We start from the raw sequence: 16,506 nt of genomic DNA, 5'->3' as shown, positions 1-16,506 counted from the left end.
TTTAGGGTTGCCTTGATCGCGTTTGAATTTAGTACGGTATCATCATCGATGTCGAGTGATATTAGGGAGGATGTCTCGATGTATGTTGATAGCTTCTATTTTAACTGTGTTGCTGGTGTTGGATATGCTTGTAGTGCTTAGCTATTTCTAGCCAAATGTATTTATATCTGTAGTGGAGCCATTTGATGAGTAATGTATCTAGCTGACGTCGAAGAAAGCTTTGCTTTCGTGCTTCAAGCATTTTTTCAATGTCGCTTTCCAGTTCCTCTCTGTTGAAACAAAGCCATATGGTAGGGAGTATGCTCTCAAGATTAGAGTGGCAAACGGGTGCGACCTCTGAGTAGAGGATGTTTTTTACTTCCGTCATGTCAAATTTTTTTACCTGTCTTACAATGGCTGCGTAGTCAACTTCGTTATCAACGAATGCATCCGATAATGCCCACCGTATATCTGCTCGTTCTTGTTTGCTTATAGAATCTTCCACTTGGAAAACTCCTCCAGTTCTTCGTCCAGACTATCGGCAGCCATGCTTCCGGCGATGCCGCCGGCAATACTTCCTGCCAGAACTACCGCTACTGCACATACAAGAGCACCAGGGCCGCAAAATGCGGATACACCGAGGCCAGCCAGTCCACCACCAGCGGCACCACCGCCAATGATTATGCCTTGTCGAGCTGTTTCCTTGACTTTGTTGTCAGCATTCATGATTTCATAAACAGCAAAGGTTGCCGTGATAAGAATGCCAACCTTCCCCATGATTCTCAATTTTTTTGTGACATGACTTACAGGGGCGTTATCGCGGCCAGAAGACTCTAGGATTGAATAATGAACTTTGTTTTTTTGTTCTGCTGTTAGCTTGTTATATTCGATGTTTTCTGCGCGTAGAGCATATTTGTCGAGAGTTTCTTGTAGAGTTGGTGGGAGTTTCTTTTTTCGTTCTGCGAAAGCGAGGCCTTGGGCAGAGGTGAATTTTCGATGTTCCAGCATAATTCTATTACGCATTTCTTGGCAGAACTCGACTCCCTCACGAGCGCTGATCTTTCCAGCGGTCACCTCGGCTTTGGTCTCAATCGACATGCGTTTGATATTGTCCATGTAGCTGGCGCGGATCTTTGCATCAGAGATTGCGTCTGCTGAAAACCGTACTGCGGCGCCTTCCATACCGGCAATTGCCATGTCTAATGGAGAGCTCTCCAGCGCGTGTGCCTTCTGAACGACGTAGCTTCCAGTTACAAGTAAAGGCTCAGACATGAAATGTTCCTTATTTCAATGTTGTATTGAGAAAGGTATCGAACATGGACTCTCCGTCCATTTCACCTTGAGTGCCGAAGTCAAGCTTTTGGCAAACCTTCCCACTGGTGTTGGCGAATTTCACCACGTTATTTGCATCAAACACTCCCGACATGGATGTCCCGTCTTCAAAGTGCGCGACGCAGGTCAGGCCCGCATACGACTCAGTTGCTGGAATGCTGAAGCTGATCCAGCTCGAGAGGATATTCATGGGTGTAGGGGGAATGAACGGTGCGGGTGTATGCGAATCACCGATTATCACTGTGCCCGAACCACCGATCACGACGTCGCCGTGAGTGCCGCCACTGCCTTGTAATGCGGCATTCTTGCCGTTGATGAACACTGTCGAGGATAGTCCCGAAGACAAAGCACTGCCGCAGGTACAGGTGTCGCCTTGGCTAGCAGCTGCAAGCCCATCGAAGAAGACGTTGGCGGAGCCTGTAGCTATGGCTTTGGGGCCATGCCCAGGAATAGGGCAGCTGGTTGGATCGGTGATACGTGCGGCTGGCTTTGCCATGCTTGACTCCCTGTCAACGAATTTACCGGGGCCGACTGTATCAGACTTGCATAGAAAGGAGCTTTGGAAGATGCGGTAGATTTGCGTCTGGAGAGCTGGATAACAGCTTCTGTGTCACAGCAGTAATTCCCTCCATCATCGAGCTGGCCACCACCGGAATGTAGTGGTCAGAACTCGGCCGGAAGCGGTCTTCCGCGATAAAAAGTTTCCGATGCTGACCAAACATTCGCTTGCCGATTTTTTTCTGTTAACGCATATGGAAAACTATTGCGAAACGTGCAGGTCGCTCCTGCTATGAGTAGCTTGTCGGTCGTGGCCGGGGAAGGGCGCGGTGGCAATTCGCGAACAACGCCATGGATGTTCGCGATTCAATGAACGACATTTGAGGAGATTTAAATGGATGAGCAAGGCGCGGTTACGGAACATGTCGTTCAAGGCTTCAACCCCGCAGAGCTTTTCGGCAAAGGTTTAAATCTAGGTTCTGCCGACCTAATTCAAGGTGGCTCGTTCCGGGAGGTGGTAGGCCGATGCGTTTCTGCTTTGCTGCTGCACCTGCGGGACAAGGATGGGCATAGCGTCTTCAAGGGCGCGACGATAGTCCTGCCACCGGCAGCAGCGACCAAGGACACGGAGGAGTCTGTGTTCACTGCCTTGGCCAGAGCGACAAAAGAACTGCGTGGCTTTGAGCTTGACGAACAAGAAATGATTATTCTTCGTCGGCTTGTGCTCATCGTGAATAGCCCATCGCTAGAAGTCGCTGAGCTGCTGCGCACTGTGCAGGAGCAGGGAGAGCGGCGTCTCGTTGCGGTCGCGGGCGCTAGCCAGTATCGAGACCCATCACTCGACCTACCTACTGCCTTCGGTGTATCGGCTATTCGGATGGGCGAAGACCGGTGGGTGCCTCACGTGACTTCGATTTGCCGGCAGCTTGTGACTATTGTGGAGGCGTTGGAGGGCTACGGGCTGGTTCATGTTCCGGAAGTCCCCGCTCAAAAGCCAGCCAATGTGGAGATGCTGCTTTCTGTGAACGATTGTTATGTCGCAACGGTGCATTATGACGCTGCCCCCGAAGATGTGATCAATTCCCGTGCGCAGACATGGAGGTCCATGATACTCCAAGGCCGATTGTCGGATGTGATGACGGAGCTTGAAGGCCTAGCATTGCCGGACGGTACGCGACTCCACGCTCTCGCCCAACTGCTAGGTGGAACTGGAAGAGATAGCGAGACACTCGATGTCATTGCTCAGCTACGACCATATCTCGCGACGCTCTCAGCTGAGGTGACCATTCAATTGGCTCAACTTTCTCATCGGGCAGGCGACGATGAACTGGCGCACGATTTCCTGCCAGAGGGGCCCGATGGGGTTGGAGGCCAACAGTGGCTTGAGGAAGGTCTCGAACTTGCCACGCACCTTGAGGACAACGACCGAATCTCTCGGTTTGACGCACGTCTGTCAGAACTGTTTCCCCATTCGGAGCGCCTGCGGGAGAATCGAGATCGCCGACTGCTCATGAACTCCCAAAAGGTGAAGTCAGGCGAATCGCACATTTTCACTACCGTCGGGTTCACGGCCAATCATTTGATTCTGCTAGCGCGGTTGTCTGCATTAGAACCGGAGTATGAAGCGATTATCGAGGAGGCGCGTGCATGGGAGAAGGACTGGCAGGAGCTAGCCTTCGTTTGTTGCGCGATGCACGCACAAAGCGTCGACAAGCCAAGGGATGCGGCCGAAGTCGCAGGTCTTGTCACCTCCTCCGAACTCTATGGCCGCCAGGCCACCCAGGTTCTCATTTGGTCCGTCAAGTCGATGATGCTCAAGGAACTCGTCCCTGAAGACGAGCGTGACGACTACCGTCACTTTTTCCAATCGGCTTTTCGATTCCTTGCGCTCCATCCAGGAGACAGTGGCGTTAGGTCTGGCCTCACTACGCTGCTGTCGGTCGAATCGTGTGGTGACATGGGCATCCCCCTCGTGGCAGTCACAATGCTTGACCTCGCCCAACAGGGCGTGCACCTGGTGCGGCCGACTGTCGATACCAAGGAAGTCTTCTCCGGAGAGCCTGATGAAAAGATTCGCACATCCATTGAGAGTGCGATGCACTGGCTGGCCGACATCGGTGGAGGCGAGCCCGGCGTGACGGTGATACCACGTGACCTATTGATTGCTAGCCCTGACGACGTCGTGCGCACCATCGCGCGCATGGTGCATATCACCAGTGGTCAGACGGGTGAGAACGTCGACTTGATGTACATGCAGCAGTTGGTACTAATCGCATGCACGATATGCCCTCATGCCACGCAGGAATGTGACGAAGACATTCGGTTAATGAGGCTATTGGCCAGCCAGTTTGCTACAGCGGGACAGTTCCAGCAGGCGCGGGATTTTGCCGAGCAAATCCTGCTGATGGGCCAGACCAGTTTGTATCGCCGTCGCTTGGCCTGGCAGGCATTCGGTGACGTTTATCACCGCTGCCGTAACCACGTCGTTGCGCTCATCGGCTTGGCCTGTGCTTTGGCTGTCGACGTTCCAGTCGAAAAAGCCGACCTTTGGCACGAAGTCTATGCCATCCATCGCGTTCTGCGAGACCTGGGGCTTTTTGAGCTTTCTCGTTCGTTCCTTTCGACAATGAAGACGATTCTGTCAGACCTTGGATTTAACGCAGACAAGGACCCGCGCTTCCTCAGCGCTGAGTTGAGCCTGCGACTTATGGAAACCGATGACTCCGCTATCGGACCGCTTGGCGAAATTCTTGCCGAAGTCGCAGAGGCTTGTCGAGGCGAGCTTGAAGACCGGAATCAGCTGCTTCCTTTAGTATTACTTTTGGGGCAATCGGTCCTCAAAGCGGAAGGTGCGGGCGTGAACATTTCGCCAGAGGTGCGAGCCACGCTAGACACGGCGCTTGACCAGGTCGGAGCTGGAATGGCTGATATGGTTCGGACTGTTTCGACGGCGAAGCCAAGTGCTGAGGACGTGCTGACGATCTTCAACGGCGTGCAGCGTGCAGCATATGCTTCGGATGTCGCGCATGACTACGCAGTCCTCGCACTGACGGCGAGGCGACTATTGGACTTCGGTTCGCAAGGCGAGCTCACACTAAGCGAGCACGCATTTGCTATCGAGCTTCTTGCCGACCACACCGTTACGTTGGTGGGTGAATCTCCGGCGATGATGATGGAGTGGCCAATTCGGTACGCCGCGGAGCTGAATCAGGGGGGGCTAGATGTCGCCTTCCTCGCTTTAAACAGTGAAGGCGAGCTGACGGTAATCCATGTCTCTGACGGACAAGTGCGCACGGTCGAGCAGCCTAAGTCTGAGCGACGTTTTCGGGACCGTTTCCATTCCTGGCTTCAGGACTACCCGAAGAATTATGGCCGTGTCGACAGGACCGAAGGGAACAACATCTTCTACATGACGATGGAGGCACTCGATGTTCGCCTGCCTCAGTGCGAGAGGCTAGTCTTGGTTGCGGAGCCGTTTCTGCAGCAGATCACCGCCAATTTGGTGGTTGTACAGCCGGAGGATGGAACATTTGGTTACTTCGCGGGAACGAAGACGGCTATCGGTATCGTCCCGTCTCTAAGTTGGCTTTCGGCAGCTAGCAACGTTGAGCTCAGTGGGCGAACCGCCTACAAGGCGTGGATTTCGGCTGATCCAAGATTCGGGTTCGGTGAGGCAGCGGAAGTTAAGGATGAAGGCGGAGACAACCAGGAGGCAGCTGAATTAGAAGCTACTCTCGATATCGCTTTAAGGAACCTCAGCAGTTGCTTCAAGGACTTCGGGTTTACAGTCGATAACGGACGCCGACTACCGTATGACATGAAAGATGCCCGCTTGGCCGTGATCACGGCGCATGGGGGACTGAACAGGGAAGGTCGCTACCTCCACAGTATTCGCGACGACGAGGACCTCATCGTTGCGCCGTCGGCTCTCGCTGCCGCCTTGGCAGGAGTCGAACTGGTCATCCTGTTCGTCTGCAGCGGAGGCCGCATTGATAAAAACCCGTGGGACAATTCGACGACCAGTCTCCCAAAACAACTGCTGAACAACGGGTGTCGCGCAGTCATTGCATCGCCCTGGCCGCTCAATGTGATGGTGACCTACAACTGGCTTGAACCCTTCTTGCAGGAGTGGGAAGCAGGCGCGACTGTCCTTGACGCAACGAAAAGGGCGAACGACGAGGTTGCTCATCGCCTCGGCGAGGTTCCGCAGTACTCCTTGGCGATGCGCGTTTATGGGGACGTGTTGCTCACAAAACTGGCGGAGAGGAAGGAAACTCCATCTGCACAGATAGGGGGGTGACGGCTTTGAAGCGGCGCTCGAGAGGCCAATAGACGGAGGGATAATCGCGACAACGGGGTAGGGCTGCATAAAGCTATTTGTGCCGTGTTGCCCCGATCTCACCTATGTCAGCCAGTAGAGTAAGGCCATGAGTCACGACGTTTTTTTCAGTCACTCCAGTGAAGGCAAAACCGCCGTCGCGAGGCTGTTCAATGAATTAACTTGGGCTCGCTGCCTCTTGGCTTAACGGGATGAACACTCAAGCCGCGAAAAATCATCTGGCACAGCATCGACTCCCTTCGAGAAAAAGTACAAGAATGGTACCGGCAGTACTCGTGTCAGGCAGTTATTACAGCTTGCTTAGAAATTGCTACAACGCGAAAAATTTTCAGCGCGTGAACCAGCCTGAATTGGGCATTGGGGGAGTGCTACGTCCAATCCATCATCGGCGCCACGCTGAAGCGGCGGGAGAGGGGTTGGGCGGTGGTTGGAGCAGATGATGGGAGCATGGGTATCTAGGTGGGTAAGGCGAGGGAGGGGAGTTTATCAGGAAAGGAGGTTGGATGGCTGAAGGGGCGAGTGTCTAGGTGTCGGTAGGATGGTCAGCGGAGGCCACGACTTGTGAAAATCGTGGTCTGTCCCTGAGGGATCCCTTGACCTCGTCCAGCGCGACAACACCACGCCGCTGCGCCTGATGGCCGAGCAGGTCAATCTTTCCACGGCTGCCGTGCAGCGCCGCATCAAGCGGATGGAAGAAAAAGGTGTCATCACGGGCAATGTAGCCATCGTCGACCCGACCGCCGTAGGACGGCCGATCACGATCATTGTGGAAGTGATGGCCGAGCGCACGAGCATCGAGGCACTGGAGGCGATGAAGTTGCACTTCGCGGTGCCCGAAGTTCAGCAGTGCTACTACGTCACCGGCGAAGTGGATTTCGTGCTGGTGTTAACCGTTGCCAGCATGCAGGAATACCAGGCATTGGCGCGGCGATTGTTTGCCGAAAATGCCAACGTGACCTGGTTCAAGACAATCGTGGCGCTGGATCGTGTGAAAGTAGGGCTTGATGTACCGAGCGTGACCGGATAACTGCTGGCACAAGAGTGTCTTGCGTATCGAGCTTCTTGGAACATAGCCAGGACAATTGCTCTGGATGCCGGAAAGGGGAAGGATCTATTTAGCGGTTTATTTTGGTCGCTCCAAGTGTCCCGCTTTTGGCCGACATCCCAGGCAAGACGAACTTGCACAAGCGCGGGCTTTTCCGTTTATGAGGCTGGAGTGTAGTGATGGGGCAGATTATTTTTTTTGAAGTGCCCCAATACATCTGTTCACTTATCTCGGAAAATAACCGCCAGTCAATCAGCGCTCTCATTCGCGTCTTTCATGGCCTTTTCTTTTTTCCGATTTTTTGCATCTCTCCTGGCAGCCCAAATAAGGCCCAAGACTGTAACGGCAACAAAGATGATAATTTGTTCTGTAGGCATTTGCTTTCCTTCATAAGGCATCCGTTGAAATAGCGACGTCCCTGAATTCGCGTAAGGCCTGTCCATGCTAATCAACGAGAGGAATGCAGTTGTTGGAAATATGTACCTGAGATGTAAAAGAATGTGATCGGAGGAGGAGCATGAATATCGAAAGTGTTACAGAAGTTGTAGAGGGTGTAGGGGCGGGCATTGCGACAGCCCCTCGTTTATATCGAATGCTGGTTAACCCGCTTGCTCAATTCCTGCGCGCTTTGCTTGCGCGCCGAGTAGTGGTCGACGAGGTCGGGGCGGTCGCGTAGCAGTACGGTGAATTTCAGCCGTTCTTCCATCACGTCCATGGTTTGGCGAATATACGAATTGTCGAATATCAGGTAAAGCGCGGTGGGTGACACTTGCAAGTGCAGGTTTCATCGCTGAAACGAAAATGGGCGACCGCAAAGGGTCGCCCATTTTTTTGGGGATTGGCGGGGAAGGGTGGCACATCGCGATGCTTCCCCGCGTTGCTCTCGGCTTTAGAGATCCAGGCCTTCTTCTATCACCGAGAGAAAGTTGTCCTCATCGAGCTCGACCGGATCCGGCTGCGGTTGTCCGCTGCACGGGAGGGTCTGGATCTGCCAATGCGTTTCACCGTGTTCGGTCTCGGTCCGGCGTAAATACAGCTCTTTGCCTTTGGAGAGCACATCGACACGGCCCATTCCGCCAATGATGAAGCGAGCGATGGGGTCGAGGGTAATGCTGTTGTGGTTGCCCTCGATCAGCAGTTTGTCGATGGCGTAGTTGAAGGTCTCGCCGGAGGGGAGGCTTTCGAAGACGTGTGTGGGGATGCGGCGAATGTTCAAGCCGGCTTCGGTCAGTGGCTCCAGCCATGCTTCAAGCTGGTGGTACATCTCATAGATCTGTATCGGCCAATGCTCAATCGTCGTATCTGCGCAGGCTTCAGCGTCAGCGCGGGTTTGCTGTTTTTGCTTCAGTTTTGCGGCGAGCTCATCTGCCTTACTCATTTCGATGCCCTATCGTGACGTCAGTGTAAGCGTAGCCACTTCAAGGTACTTCACCCGGTTGAGTGACGGCCAGCTAGAATCCGCTGCAATGACAGGTTCACCACGCTGCGAAAGATCATCCGATCTGCCCCAAAGGAGAGGGTTTATGAAAAAACTGTATGCACTGGTCGCGCTCTTTGCGCTGACGATCGGCAGCGCCGGCATGAGCGACGCTCGGTCCCATCGCGATAAGCAGCAGACCGAGTCGGTGGCGGGGGTGTTTGATTACTACCTGCTGACGCTGTCCTGGTCGCCGACGTTTTGCCTGACCCACCAGAACAATCCGCAATGCTCGGGCAAAGGCTACGGCTTTGTGCTCCACGGTCTCTGGCCGCAATACGCCAAGGGCGGTTGGCCGGAGTCTTGTCCGCCGATGGTGCCTTTGTCGCCGGCAGAGCAGAAACAAGGGTTGACGCTGTTTGTGACGCCAAAACTGCTTCAGCATGAATGGTCCAAGCACGGTACGTGCAGTGGCCTTGGCGCTTCGGGTTATCTGAATGTGGCGGACAAGGCGGTTGGCGCGGTGAAGATCCCGGACAAGCTGAAACCCTTAAGTACCGAGATCTACTTCCCTGCGCAGGAAATTGTGCAGATGTTTCGGCAGAGTAATCCCGGAATTCCGGAGGACGGCATCGCGGTGGTTTGCAGGGGGCCGGAGTTGTCGGAAGTGCGAGTGTGCCTGGGTAAGGACTTGTCGTTCGGGTCTTGCGGCAAGGGCGTGAAGAGTCAGTGCCGGGCGGGGGATATTCGGGTTCCGCCAATGCGTTGATGGGGATCGTTGTAGATTTATTGGCATAAAAAATGGGCGACTTCGGTCGCCCGTTTAGCTTGGCAGCCGCTTAATCGAGCGCGGTATTCTTGATTTCCAGCCAGAAGCTCTTGAATCTGAATCGCCACCAAACGACCAGCAGCTTATCGATATTTCGTTTGAGCCAGCTTTCTCTACGAGCGCGGAGGGTTTCTTCGATTTCGGCTTCCAGCCACTCATCATCAAACCCTGTCCAGATCGGAGGAATCGGTGTTTGCGCATTCCAGTGGCAGACCGCAGTCACTTCCGAGAAGAAAATATCTTCGACCAGCGCGATGTCGTAACCCTGGATTTGCCGTGCGATGTAGGCATAGTCCACTGCAGTGTCAACGAAAGCGTCGGCCAGTGCACAGCGGATTTTGGTTTTATCCTCAGGGCTTAATGGGGGGTAGTTGGTCATGCCGGTTCATTCTGCACCTGCACGGGCAACCCCAGCGCTGCCAGATCTTTGCGCAGTTGCGCTGCACTGGTGAACTGACGTGCATTGAATCCTTCCCGGCGTGCGCCTTCGATGTTCGGCGCATGATCGTCGATAAACACTGCGCGGCTGCCTTCGAACTGGTAGCGAGATTTTAGTAGCTGGAAGATCGCCGGGTCGGGCTTGATGAGGCCTTCTTCGCCGGACACGAGAATGCCTTCGAACGTGTGCAAAAAGGGAAAGCGCTGAAGGGCAATCGGGAAGGTTTCGGCAGACCAGTTGGTCAGGGCTAGCAGGCGGACACCCTTGGCGTGCAGTTCATTAAGGATCAGCACGGTCTCTTCCAGCACGCCGCCGAGTGTCTCTTCCCAGCGCTCGCGGTACGCACGAATCAGCGCTTCTTGTGACGGGTGCCGTGCGATGGCTTCGTCGATCCCTTCCTGCCAGGACCGGCCCGCATCCTGGCGCTCGTTCCATTCAGGAGGGCAGACCTCGGAAAGAAAGGTCTCCATGGCCTGTACGTCATCGCCGAAGATCTTTCGGTAAAGGTTTCTTGGGTTCCAGCGTATCAGGACGTTACCGAGGTCGAATACAACGGTATCGATGGTGGTCGGGTGGTTTAGAGCGTTCATGCTTTTCCTCCATGGATTGGCTCGCGCGGCGGTGTATGAATACAAGAGCAGGTGTGTTTGAGTCGGGCCGTTTTAGGGTAGCCCTGTTTCTGCCGCATCCCAAACCGAATAACACGCGCCGTAAACAAACTGATCATCCATCGGAACGGCCCATACAGCAGCGCGCTGGCGCCTTCGATTCGACCGGTATCGCGGTGGTTTTCCTCATCCTCCAGAATCAACTGGAGCGTTTCATAGGTCGCCGAATCGTTCCGGCTTTCAAGGTATGAGAGCTGATCTTTCAGATGGCTCACCACGACCTATTCCACGGCAAAGGTGCAGGCCATGACGCCGTTTTTCCCTGGTAGCGCCGAGATAAAACCCATGAACCATCCCCCGGCGTGATTCACCTTGAGAATCTTTCTGGCGGTGTCCAGCGATGCGGTACTGTCTTTGTATTTCATTGGCCGTGGACGTTCACAGGGCTGTACCGGTGGGGGGCATTGATGTTTCAAGCGAGCATCAACGAACGCGTTGAACATTACAGGAGAAAAGGCGAGCAAGTTTATGACTCGCCCCACAATTGCCCCATATCACCCCGTAAGCTAAGCTCTCTGGCATTAAGGGATCTGGGCTTTTGCTCATGCCTTACCCTTCAAGGATGACGCTTTTGCCTACCCCCATTCACGACCCTCATTACGCCCCTGGCGGCCCTCTTAAACGCTTGCCTCTGCGCAAGGCTGCGGTGATGTTTGTTGCGGCGGTTTGCCTGTGTTTGTGTGGCTTGCTTTACCTGCAACTGGAACAGTCCCGGCGCTACGATTTGTCGTTGGCTGAGGTGGCCTCGTCGAACCTGACGCGGGCGATGGCGCAGCAGGCGCAGGACACGTTTTTGAGCGCGGATCTGGTGATGACCAGCCTGGTTGACTGGATTCAGGCTGACGGTTTTGGCGTGGTGCGGAATCCGCGGTTGCAGCGGACCTTTGCGCGGCGGGTGCAGGCACTCGAGCAGTTGCACGGGCTGTTTCTGTTCGACAAAAACGGGCAGTGGGTGGTGACATCGTTTGATGACCTGCCGCGGCGCGGGGGTGTGGCTGATCGCGACTACTTCAAGTTCCATCAGCAGAATCCTACGTTGCTCGCGCACATTGGGCCGGCAATTCGTAGCCGGCAGAATGGCGAGTGGATCATTCCTATTTCCCGGCGGGTGAACGACCAGCATGGCGAGTTCCAGGGCGTGCTGCTGGCCGGGATCAAGCTGGCGTACTTCGATCAGTTCTTCAAAAGCTTCAGCCTCGATGACAACGGCGTGATGTTTCTGGCGTTGTCGGACGGTACGTTGCTGGCCAGGCGACCGTTCGAGGAAGCGCGAATAGGCGAGTCGCTGGCGCATGGGGATATTTTCCAGAAATACCTGCCCCATGCCAGTTTCGGCAATGGGATGATCCGTTCGGTAGTGGATAATGTGATCCGGCTATATGGCTATCGTCAGCTGGACGCCTATCCGCTGGTGGTTGCGGCGGCGACCCCGAAGGAAACGATTCTTCGGGGCTGGTACGCCAACGCCTATCAATCCAGCGTCATCGTCGCCCTGGTGGTGCTCGGTGTGGGCTTGTTCGGTTGGGTGTTTGTGCTGCAGGTTCGCAATGGTGAACTCATCGAGGCGGATTTGCGGACCGCGCAAGAGCGGCTGGAAGTGATCGCGACTCATGACAGCCTGACCGGGTTGGCAAACCGTCGGCTGTTCGAACGGGCACTGGACATCGAGTTCGCTCGGGGTGCTCGTCAACAGAGTTCGTTGAGCCTGATCATGCTCGATATCGATTTTTTCAAACGCTACAACGATACCTACGGTCATGTGGCGGGGGATCAGTGCCTGGCAGAAGTGGCGCGTGCGGTGAAAAGTTGTTGTCACCGCAAGTCCGACCTGGCGGTGCGTTACGGCGGTGAAGAGTTTGCGGTGTTGTTGCCCGACACTGACATTCACGGCGCCTTTACGATTGCCGAGCAGATCCGCCACAGCGTCAAGGACAAGCACATCATCCATTCAGGCGCGCCGTCGGGGAGCCTGACGGTGAGCCTGGGCTGTTATGCGTTTATCCCCGAAGACGGGGACAGCGTCGAAGTGTTTATCGAGCGGGCAGACGCAGCGTTGTATCAGGCGAAGAATTTTGGTCGAAACCGCACAGTGGTGGTGTCGATGGAAGGAAGTCCTGAAGTGGTTGTGCATTCAGAAGTTTGTTAAGGGGCGGGGCGCTGTTACAGAGCGGACCCGTCTGTAATGTTGATTTTTTACGAGGCACGGCATGAAGTATTCACCCTCGCGACGTTCATTGTTGAAGGCAGGTCTGACACTGCCGTTGATCACGCTGGTATGCCCAGCCTGGGCTAACGCTTCATCTGCGAACAAACCACTGGCCGAGTTGTACAACAAACTTGCCGAGTTGGAGAGCAGTGCAAAAGGTCGATTGGGCGTTGCTTTGATCAACACTGCCAATGGCCACGAGATTCAGTATCGGGGCGGGGAGCGTTTTCCGTTCTGCAGCACCTTCAAGTTGATGCTGGCCGCCGCGGTGTTGCACAAAAGCATGGCTGAGTCGGGGTTGCTGGAGAAGCATATTGCCTATGGTGAAGCCGACTTGTTGTCTTACGCCCCCATCGCCAAACAGAACCTGAAACAGGGTATGAGCATCGCGCAGTTGTGCGCCGCCACGTTGCAATACAGCGATAACACCGCTGCCAACTTGCTGATCAAGGTGTTGGGTGGTGTGGCAGCGGTTAATCAGTTTGCCAAGAGCCTGGGTGATCCGGCGTTCCGGCTTGATCGCTGGGAGCCGGAGTTGAATACGGCCATTCCTGATGATCTCCGTGACACCACGACACCGGCAGCAATGGCCGCCAGTGTGCAGAAAGTGGTGCTGGGTGCTGCGTTGGCAACGGCGCAACGCGAGCAGTTGGCGACCTGGCTCAAGGGCAATACCACTGGCGATGCGAGCATTCGGGCCGGTACGCCAGCGGGTTGGGTGGTGGGTGACAAAACCGGTAGCGGCGACTACGGCACCACGAATGATGTGGCGGTACTTTGGCCACAGACGGGTGCGCCTGTCGTGCTTGCGGTTTACTTCACGCAACATCAAAAAGACGCCGAAGCGCGTCGTGATGTGCTGGCGGCTGCCACTCGTTTGGTGATGTCGCACGTGTCCTGAGCAAGGAGCCACTGATGAATCAGCCTGAACTATCGAATGTTGGCCTCTACCTGAAGCGCCTCGGCTACGACGCACCGCCGCCGCCCACGCTCGACACCCTTCGCGCGTTGCAACTGCGCCATACCAGCACCTTTGCTTTTGAAAACCTTTCTCCGCTGTCCCGGGTGCCGGTACCGCTGGATCTTGAATCGATCCAGCGCAAACTGCTGCACGAGGGGCGAGGCGGTTACTGCTACGAGCTCAACAACCTCTACATGGCGCTGTTGCAGCACCTGGGTTACGAAGTGCGCGGCATCACCGGGCGCGTGGTGATAAATGCCCCTGAGGATATCTGGGCTACGCGCACCCATCGCTTGACCCTGCTGACCCTGGATGGCGTGCGTTACATCACCGACGTAGGCTTCGGTGGCACGGTGCCCACCGCACCGTTGTTGCTTGATACTGAAGAAGAACAAAGCACGCCTCACGAGCCCTTTCGCATTACTCGGCAGGGCGACAGCTACACCTTGCGCGCCAAGGTCGCCGGTGAATGGCAGGCGATGTATGTGTTTGATCTGCAGCGCCAGGAAGGCGTCGATTACGAGATGGGCAACTGGTACGTCTCGACCCATCCCGAGTCGCCGTTTCTCCAGCGGCTGATGGTGGCACGTACCGGGCCAGAGACACGCTACACACTCAACAACGGCAGTTATGCCATTCACCGGATGGGCAGCGCCAGCGAGCGACGGGAGATGACCGATCCTGAGGTACTGATCGAACTGCTCCGGGAGGTGTTCGGGATTCAAGTACCTGAGCATCCCACGCTGAGAGAGGCCATCACGCGGTTGATCGAGCCAAAGTAGGGAGTGGCTGGAGTCAAGCAAAAAGAGCAGATCAAACGATCTGCTTTTTTTTGGGATGGGCTTTAGAGGCATCGGGGTGCGTAATAGCTAGCTTCAAAGGGGGCAGAGGTGGATGCGTGTCCATTATGTGACTGGCAAGTTGTATACAACTCTATAGACATTTGTCTTGAGTATTGAATACAGTGTGCGCATAACAAAAAACCAGGGAACCCCCCACGATGAAAACGCCCTCTGTTTCACACCCGCGGCCTGAGGATGAAAACCTCGGGGTCGGCGCGAATATGGCTTACGGCCTGCAACACGTTCTGACCATGTATGGCGGTATCGTTGCGGTACCACTGATCATCGGCCAGGCGGCCGGGCTTTCTCCGGCAGACATCGGTCTGTTGATTGCGGCGTCACTGTTTGCGGGGGGCTTGGCGACATTACTGCAAACCCTCGGATTGCCGTTTTTCGGCTGTCAGTTGCCGCTGGTTCAGGGCGTTTCGTTTTCGGGTGTCGCGACCATGGTGGCGATTGTCAGCAGCGATGGTGAGGGTGGTTTTCAGTCAATTCTGGGGGCAGTGATCGCCGCCTCATTGATCGGATTGTTGATTACGCCGGTGTTCTCTCGAATTACCAGGTTCTTCCCGCCGTTGGTCACTGGCATTGTGATCACCACCATCGGCCTGACGCTGATGCCCGTGGCAGCGCGCTGGGCCATGGGGGGTAACAGCCACGCCGAGAGCTTTGGCAGCATGTCGAATATCGGGCTGGCGGCATTGACGCTGGCACTGGTGCTGATGCTGAGCAAGATCGGCAGCGCCACGATCTCCCGCTTGTCGATTCTGTTGGCTATGGTGATTGGCACCGTGATTGCGGTGTTTCTCGGCATGGCCGACTTTTCGACGGTGACTCAAGGGCCGATGTTTGGTTTCCCGACACCGTTCCACTTCGGCATGCCGACCTTCCACTTCGCGGCGATTCTGTCGATGTGCATTGTGATCATGGTGACGCTGGTGGAAACCTCTGCGGACATCCTGGCGGTCGGTGAAATCATCGGTACCAAGGTTGATTCCAGGCGTCTGGGCAACGGTCTGCGGGCCGACATGCTGTCGAGCATGATCGCGCCGATCTTTGGCTCCTTCACCCAAAGTGCCTTTGCCCAGAACGTCGGGCTGGTGGCGGTGACCGGGATCAAAAGTCGTTACGTTGTGGCCACGGGCGGGGTGTTCCTGGTAGTGCTCGGATTGTTGCCGGTCATGGGGCGAGTAATTGCCGCTGTGCCGACTTCTGTCCTCGGCGGCGCCGGTATCGTGCTGTTCGGTACAGTGGCGGCGAGTGGCATTCGTACGTTGTCCAAGGTTGATTACCGCAACAACGTCAACCTGATCATCGTCGCCACCTCCATCGGTTTTGGCATGATCCCCATCGCCGCACCCAACTTCTACGATCACTTCCCAAGCTGGTTCGCGACCATCTTCCATTCCGGTATCAGCTCGTCGGCGATCATGGCGATCGTGCTTAACCTGACCTTCAACCACTTCACTGCTGGTAACTCGGACCAGCAATCGGTCTTTGCTGCCGGCACTGAGCGCACCTTGCGCTTCCAGGATCTGGCGGCGCTGCGCGAAGGGGATTACTTCAGCCACGGCAAACTGCATGACTGTGATGGCAATGAAGTCCCGGTAGTGGTGGATTCGTCCCACGGCCCGACGGAGCAACGTGCCGAACATGCCAAAAGCAGTGAGCATGTCTGACCGCAGCACTCACTGATAAAGCTTGAAGATCAAAAGATCGCAGCCTGCGGCAGTTCCTACATTGGGTCGGTGTAAATCCTGGAGCTGCCGCAGGCTGCGATCTTTTACATTTCCGTCACGCACAAAAAAGCCCCTGAATCTTTCGATTCAGGGGCTTTTTGATATTGCTGTCTGGCTCACGACCTGGACTCGAATGAAAACTTAAGGAAACTCTGAAAAAGACTTTCAGATTTGGTGAAATAGCCGCCTGATCCGAACACGACGGTTGAGCC

General features: G+C 55.2%; 15 protein-coding genes and 2 pseudogenes. 7 read left to right on the top strand and 10 right to left on the bottom strand.

Translation table 11 applies throughout. The annotated features are described in order from the left end of the window. Positions 1-100: 100 nt before the first annotated feature. Genes BLL42_RS04080 through BLL42_RS04070 form a run of 3 tightly spaced genes read right to left on the bottom strand, consistent with a single transcriptional unit; the run spans position 101 to position 1,807 of the window. Positions 101-484 (bottom strand): DUF7079 family protein, encoded by a 384-nt coding sequence (locus BLL42_RS04080; protein ID WP_129586930.1) that lies wholly within the window; start codon positions 482-484, stop codon positions 101-103. After that, on the bottom strand, positions 469-1,251 hold the full coding sequence (locus BLL42_RS04075; RefSeq protein WP_071550890.1) for a hypothetical protein: 783 nt from the start codon (positions 1,249-1,251) through the stop codon (positions 469-471). Before BLL42_RS04075 ends, BLL42_RS04080 begins: the two co-directional genes overlap by 16 nt. Before the next feature lie 10 nt (positions 1,252-1,261). Continuing rightward, positions 1,262-1,807 (bottom strand): PAAR domain-containing protein, encoded by a 546-nt coding sequence (locus tag BLL42_RS04070; RefSeq protein WP_071550889.1) that lies wholly within the window; start codon positions 1,805-1,807, stop codon positions 1,262-1,264. A 396-nt stretch (positions 1,808-2,203) separates the two neighbouring features. Between BLL42_RS04070 and BLL42_RS04065 the strand changes: the two genes are divergently transcribed. Further along, positions 2,204-6,109, top strand: coding sequence for a CHAT domain-containing protein (locus BLL42_RS04065; protein WP_071550888.1), 3,906 nt, complete (start codon positions 2,204-2,206; stop codon positions 6,107-6,109). Positions 6,110-6,740: 631 nt separating this feature from the next. Further along, positions 6,741-7,175, top strand: a pseudogene (locus BLL42_RS04060) (Lrp/AsnC family transcriptional regulator); the annotation flags it as partial. A 266-nt stretch (positions 7,176-7,441) separates the two neighbouring features. Here the strand turns inward: BLL42_RS04060 and BLL42_RS30755 are convergent. From BLL42_RS30755 to BLL42_RS04050, 3 genes and pseudogenes are all read right to left on the bottom strand, one after another. Beyond that, positions 7,442-7,570 carry a hypothetical protein gene (locus tag BLL42_RS30755; RefSeq protein ID WP_269086206.1) on the bottom strand — a complete coding sequence of 43 codons (129 nt, stop codon included), beginning with the start codon at positions 7,568-7,570 and terminating at the stop codon, positions 7,442-7,444. Positions 7,571-7,776: 206 nt separating this feature from the next. Beyond that, a pseudogene (locus tag BLL42_RS04055) lies at positions 7,777-7,908 on the bottom strand (arsenical resistance protein ArsH); the annotation flags it as partial. A gap of 174 nt (positions 7,909-8,082) precedes the next feature. Next, complete coding sequence (locus BLL42_RS04050) at positions 8,083-8,571, bottom strand: hypothetical protein (protein WP_071550885.1); 489 nt, start codon at positions 8,569-8,571, stop codon at positions 8,083-8,085. A 145-nt stretch (positions 8,572-8,716) separates the two neighbouring features. Here BLL42_RS04050 and BLL42_RS04045 point away from each other — a divergent pair, with 145 nt between their 5' ends. Next, positions 8,717-9,379 carry a ribonuclease T2 family protein gene (locus BLL42_RS04045; protein ID WP_071550884.1) on the top strand — a complete coding sequence of 221 codons (663 nt, stop codon included), beginning with the start codon at positions 8,717-8,719 and terminating at the stop codon, positions 9,377-9,379. A 70-nt stretch (positions 9,380-9,449) separates the two neighbouring features. Here BLL42_RS04045 and BLL42_RS04040 read toward each other — a convergent pair whose 3' ends face one another. Genes BLL42_RS04040 through BLL42_RS30020 form a run of 4 tightly spaced genes read right to left on the bottom strand, consistent with a single transcriptional unit; the run spans position 9,450 to position 10,911 of the window. Further along, positions 9,450-9,818, bottom strand: a complete 369-nt coding sequence (locus BLL42_RS04040; RefSeq protein ID WP_071550883.1) for a DUF7079 family protein — start codon at positions 9,816-9,818, stop codon at positions 9,450-9,452. Next, positions 9,815-10,468 (bottom strand): HAD family hydrolase, encoded by a 654-nt coding sequence (locus tag BLL42_RS04035; RefSeq protein ID WP_071550882.1) that lies wholly within the window; start codon positions 10,466-10,468, stop codon positions 9,815-9,817. Before BLL42_RS04035 ends, BLL42_RS04040 begins: the two co-directional genes overlap by 4 nt. After that, a complete protein-coding gene (locus tag BLL42_RS04030; protein WP_129586929.1) occupies positions 10,465-10,761 on the bottom strand; it encodes a ferritin family protein in 297 nt (98 codons plus the stop codon). Before BLL42_RS04030 ends, BLL42_RS04035 begins: the two co-directional genes overlap by 4 nt. Positions 10,762-10,767: 6 nt before the next feature. Then, positions 10,768-10,911 carry a demethoxyubiquinone hydroxylase family protein gene (locus BLL42_RS30020; protein ID WP_161492341.1) on the bottom strand — a complete coding sequence of 48 codons (144 nt, stop codon included), beginning with the start codon at positions 10,909-10,911 and terminating at the stop codon, positions 10,768-10,770. Positions 10,912-11,117: 206 nt separating this feature from the next. Between BLL42_RS30020 and BLL42_RS04025 the strand changes: the two genes are divergently transcribed. The 4 genes from BLL42_RS04025 (at position 11,118) to BLL42_RS04010 (ending at position 16,234) form a co-directional block, all read left to right on the top strand. After that, entirely contained in the window at positions 11,118-12,692 is a 1,575-nt protein-coding gene (locus BLL42_RS04025; RefSeq protein WP_071550880.1) for a sensor domain-containing diguanylate cyclase, read from the top strand. A 61-nt stretch (positions 12,693-12,753) separates the two neighbouring features. Continuing rightward, on the top strand, positions 12,754-13,653 hold the full coding sequence (gene bla / locus BLL42_RS04020) for a class A beta-lactamase (protein ID WP_071550879.1): 900 nt from the start codon (positions 12,754-12,756) through the stop codon (positions 13,651-13,653). 14 nt (positions 13,654-13,667) lie between these two features. Next, a complete protein-coding gene (locus tag BLL42_RS04015; protein ID WP_071550878.1) occupies positions 13,668-14,495 on the top strand; it encodes an arylamine N-acetyltransferase family protein in 828 nt (275 codons plus the stop codon). A 218-nt stretch (positions 14,496-14,713) separates the two neighbouring features. Then, complete coding sequence (locus tag BLL42_RS04010; RefSeq protein ID WP_071550877.1) at positions 14,714-16,234, top strand: nucleobase:cation symporter-2 family protein; 1,521 nt, start codon at positions 14,714-14,716, stop codon at positions 16,232-16,234. Positions 16,235-16,506: the final 272 nt, after the last annotated feature.

It is taken from the genome of Pseudomonas frederiksbergensis, from assembly GCF_001874645.1.
GTDB classification, from domain to species: domain Bacteria; phylum Pseudomonadota; class Gammaproteobacteria; order Pseudomonadales; family Pseudomonadaceae; genus Aquipseudomonas; species Aquipseudomonas frederiksbergensis_B.
Note: the sequence above shows the minus strand (reverse complement) of the source record. Positions and strands in the feature narration are given on the sequence as shown.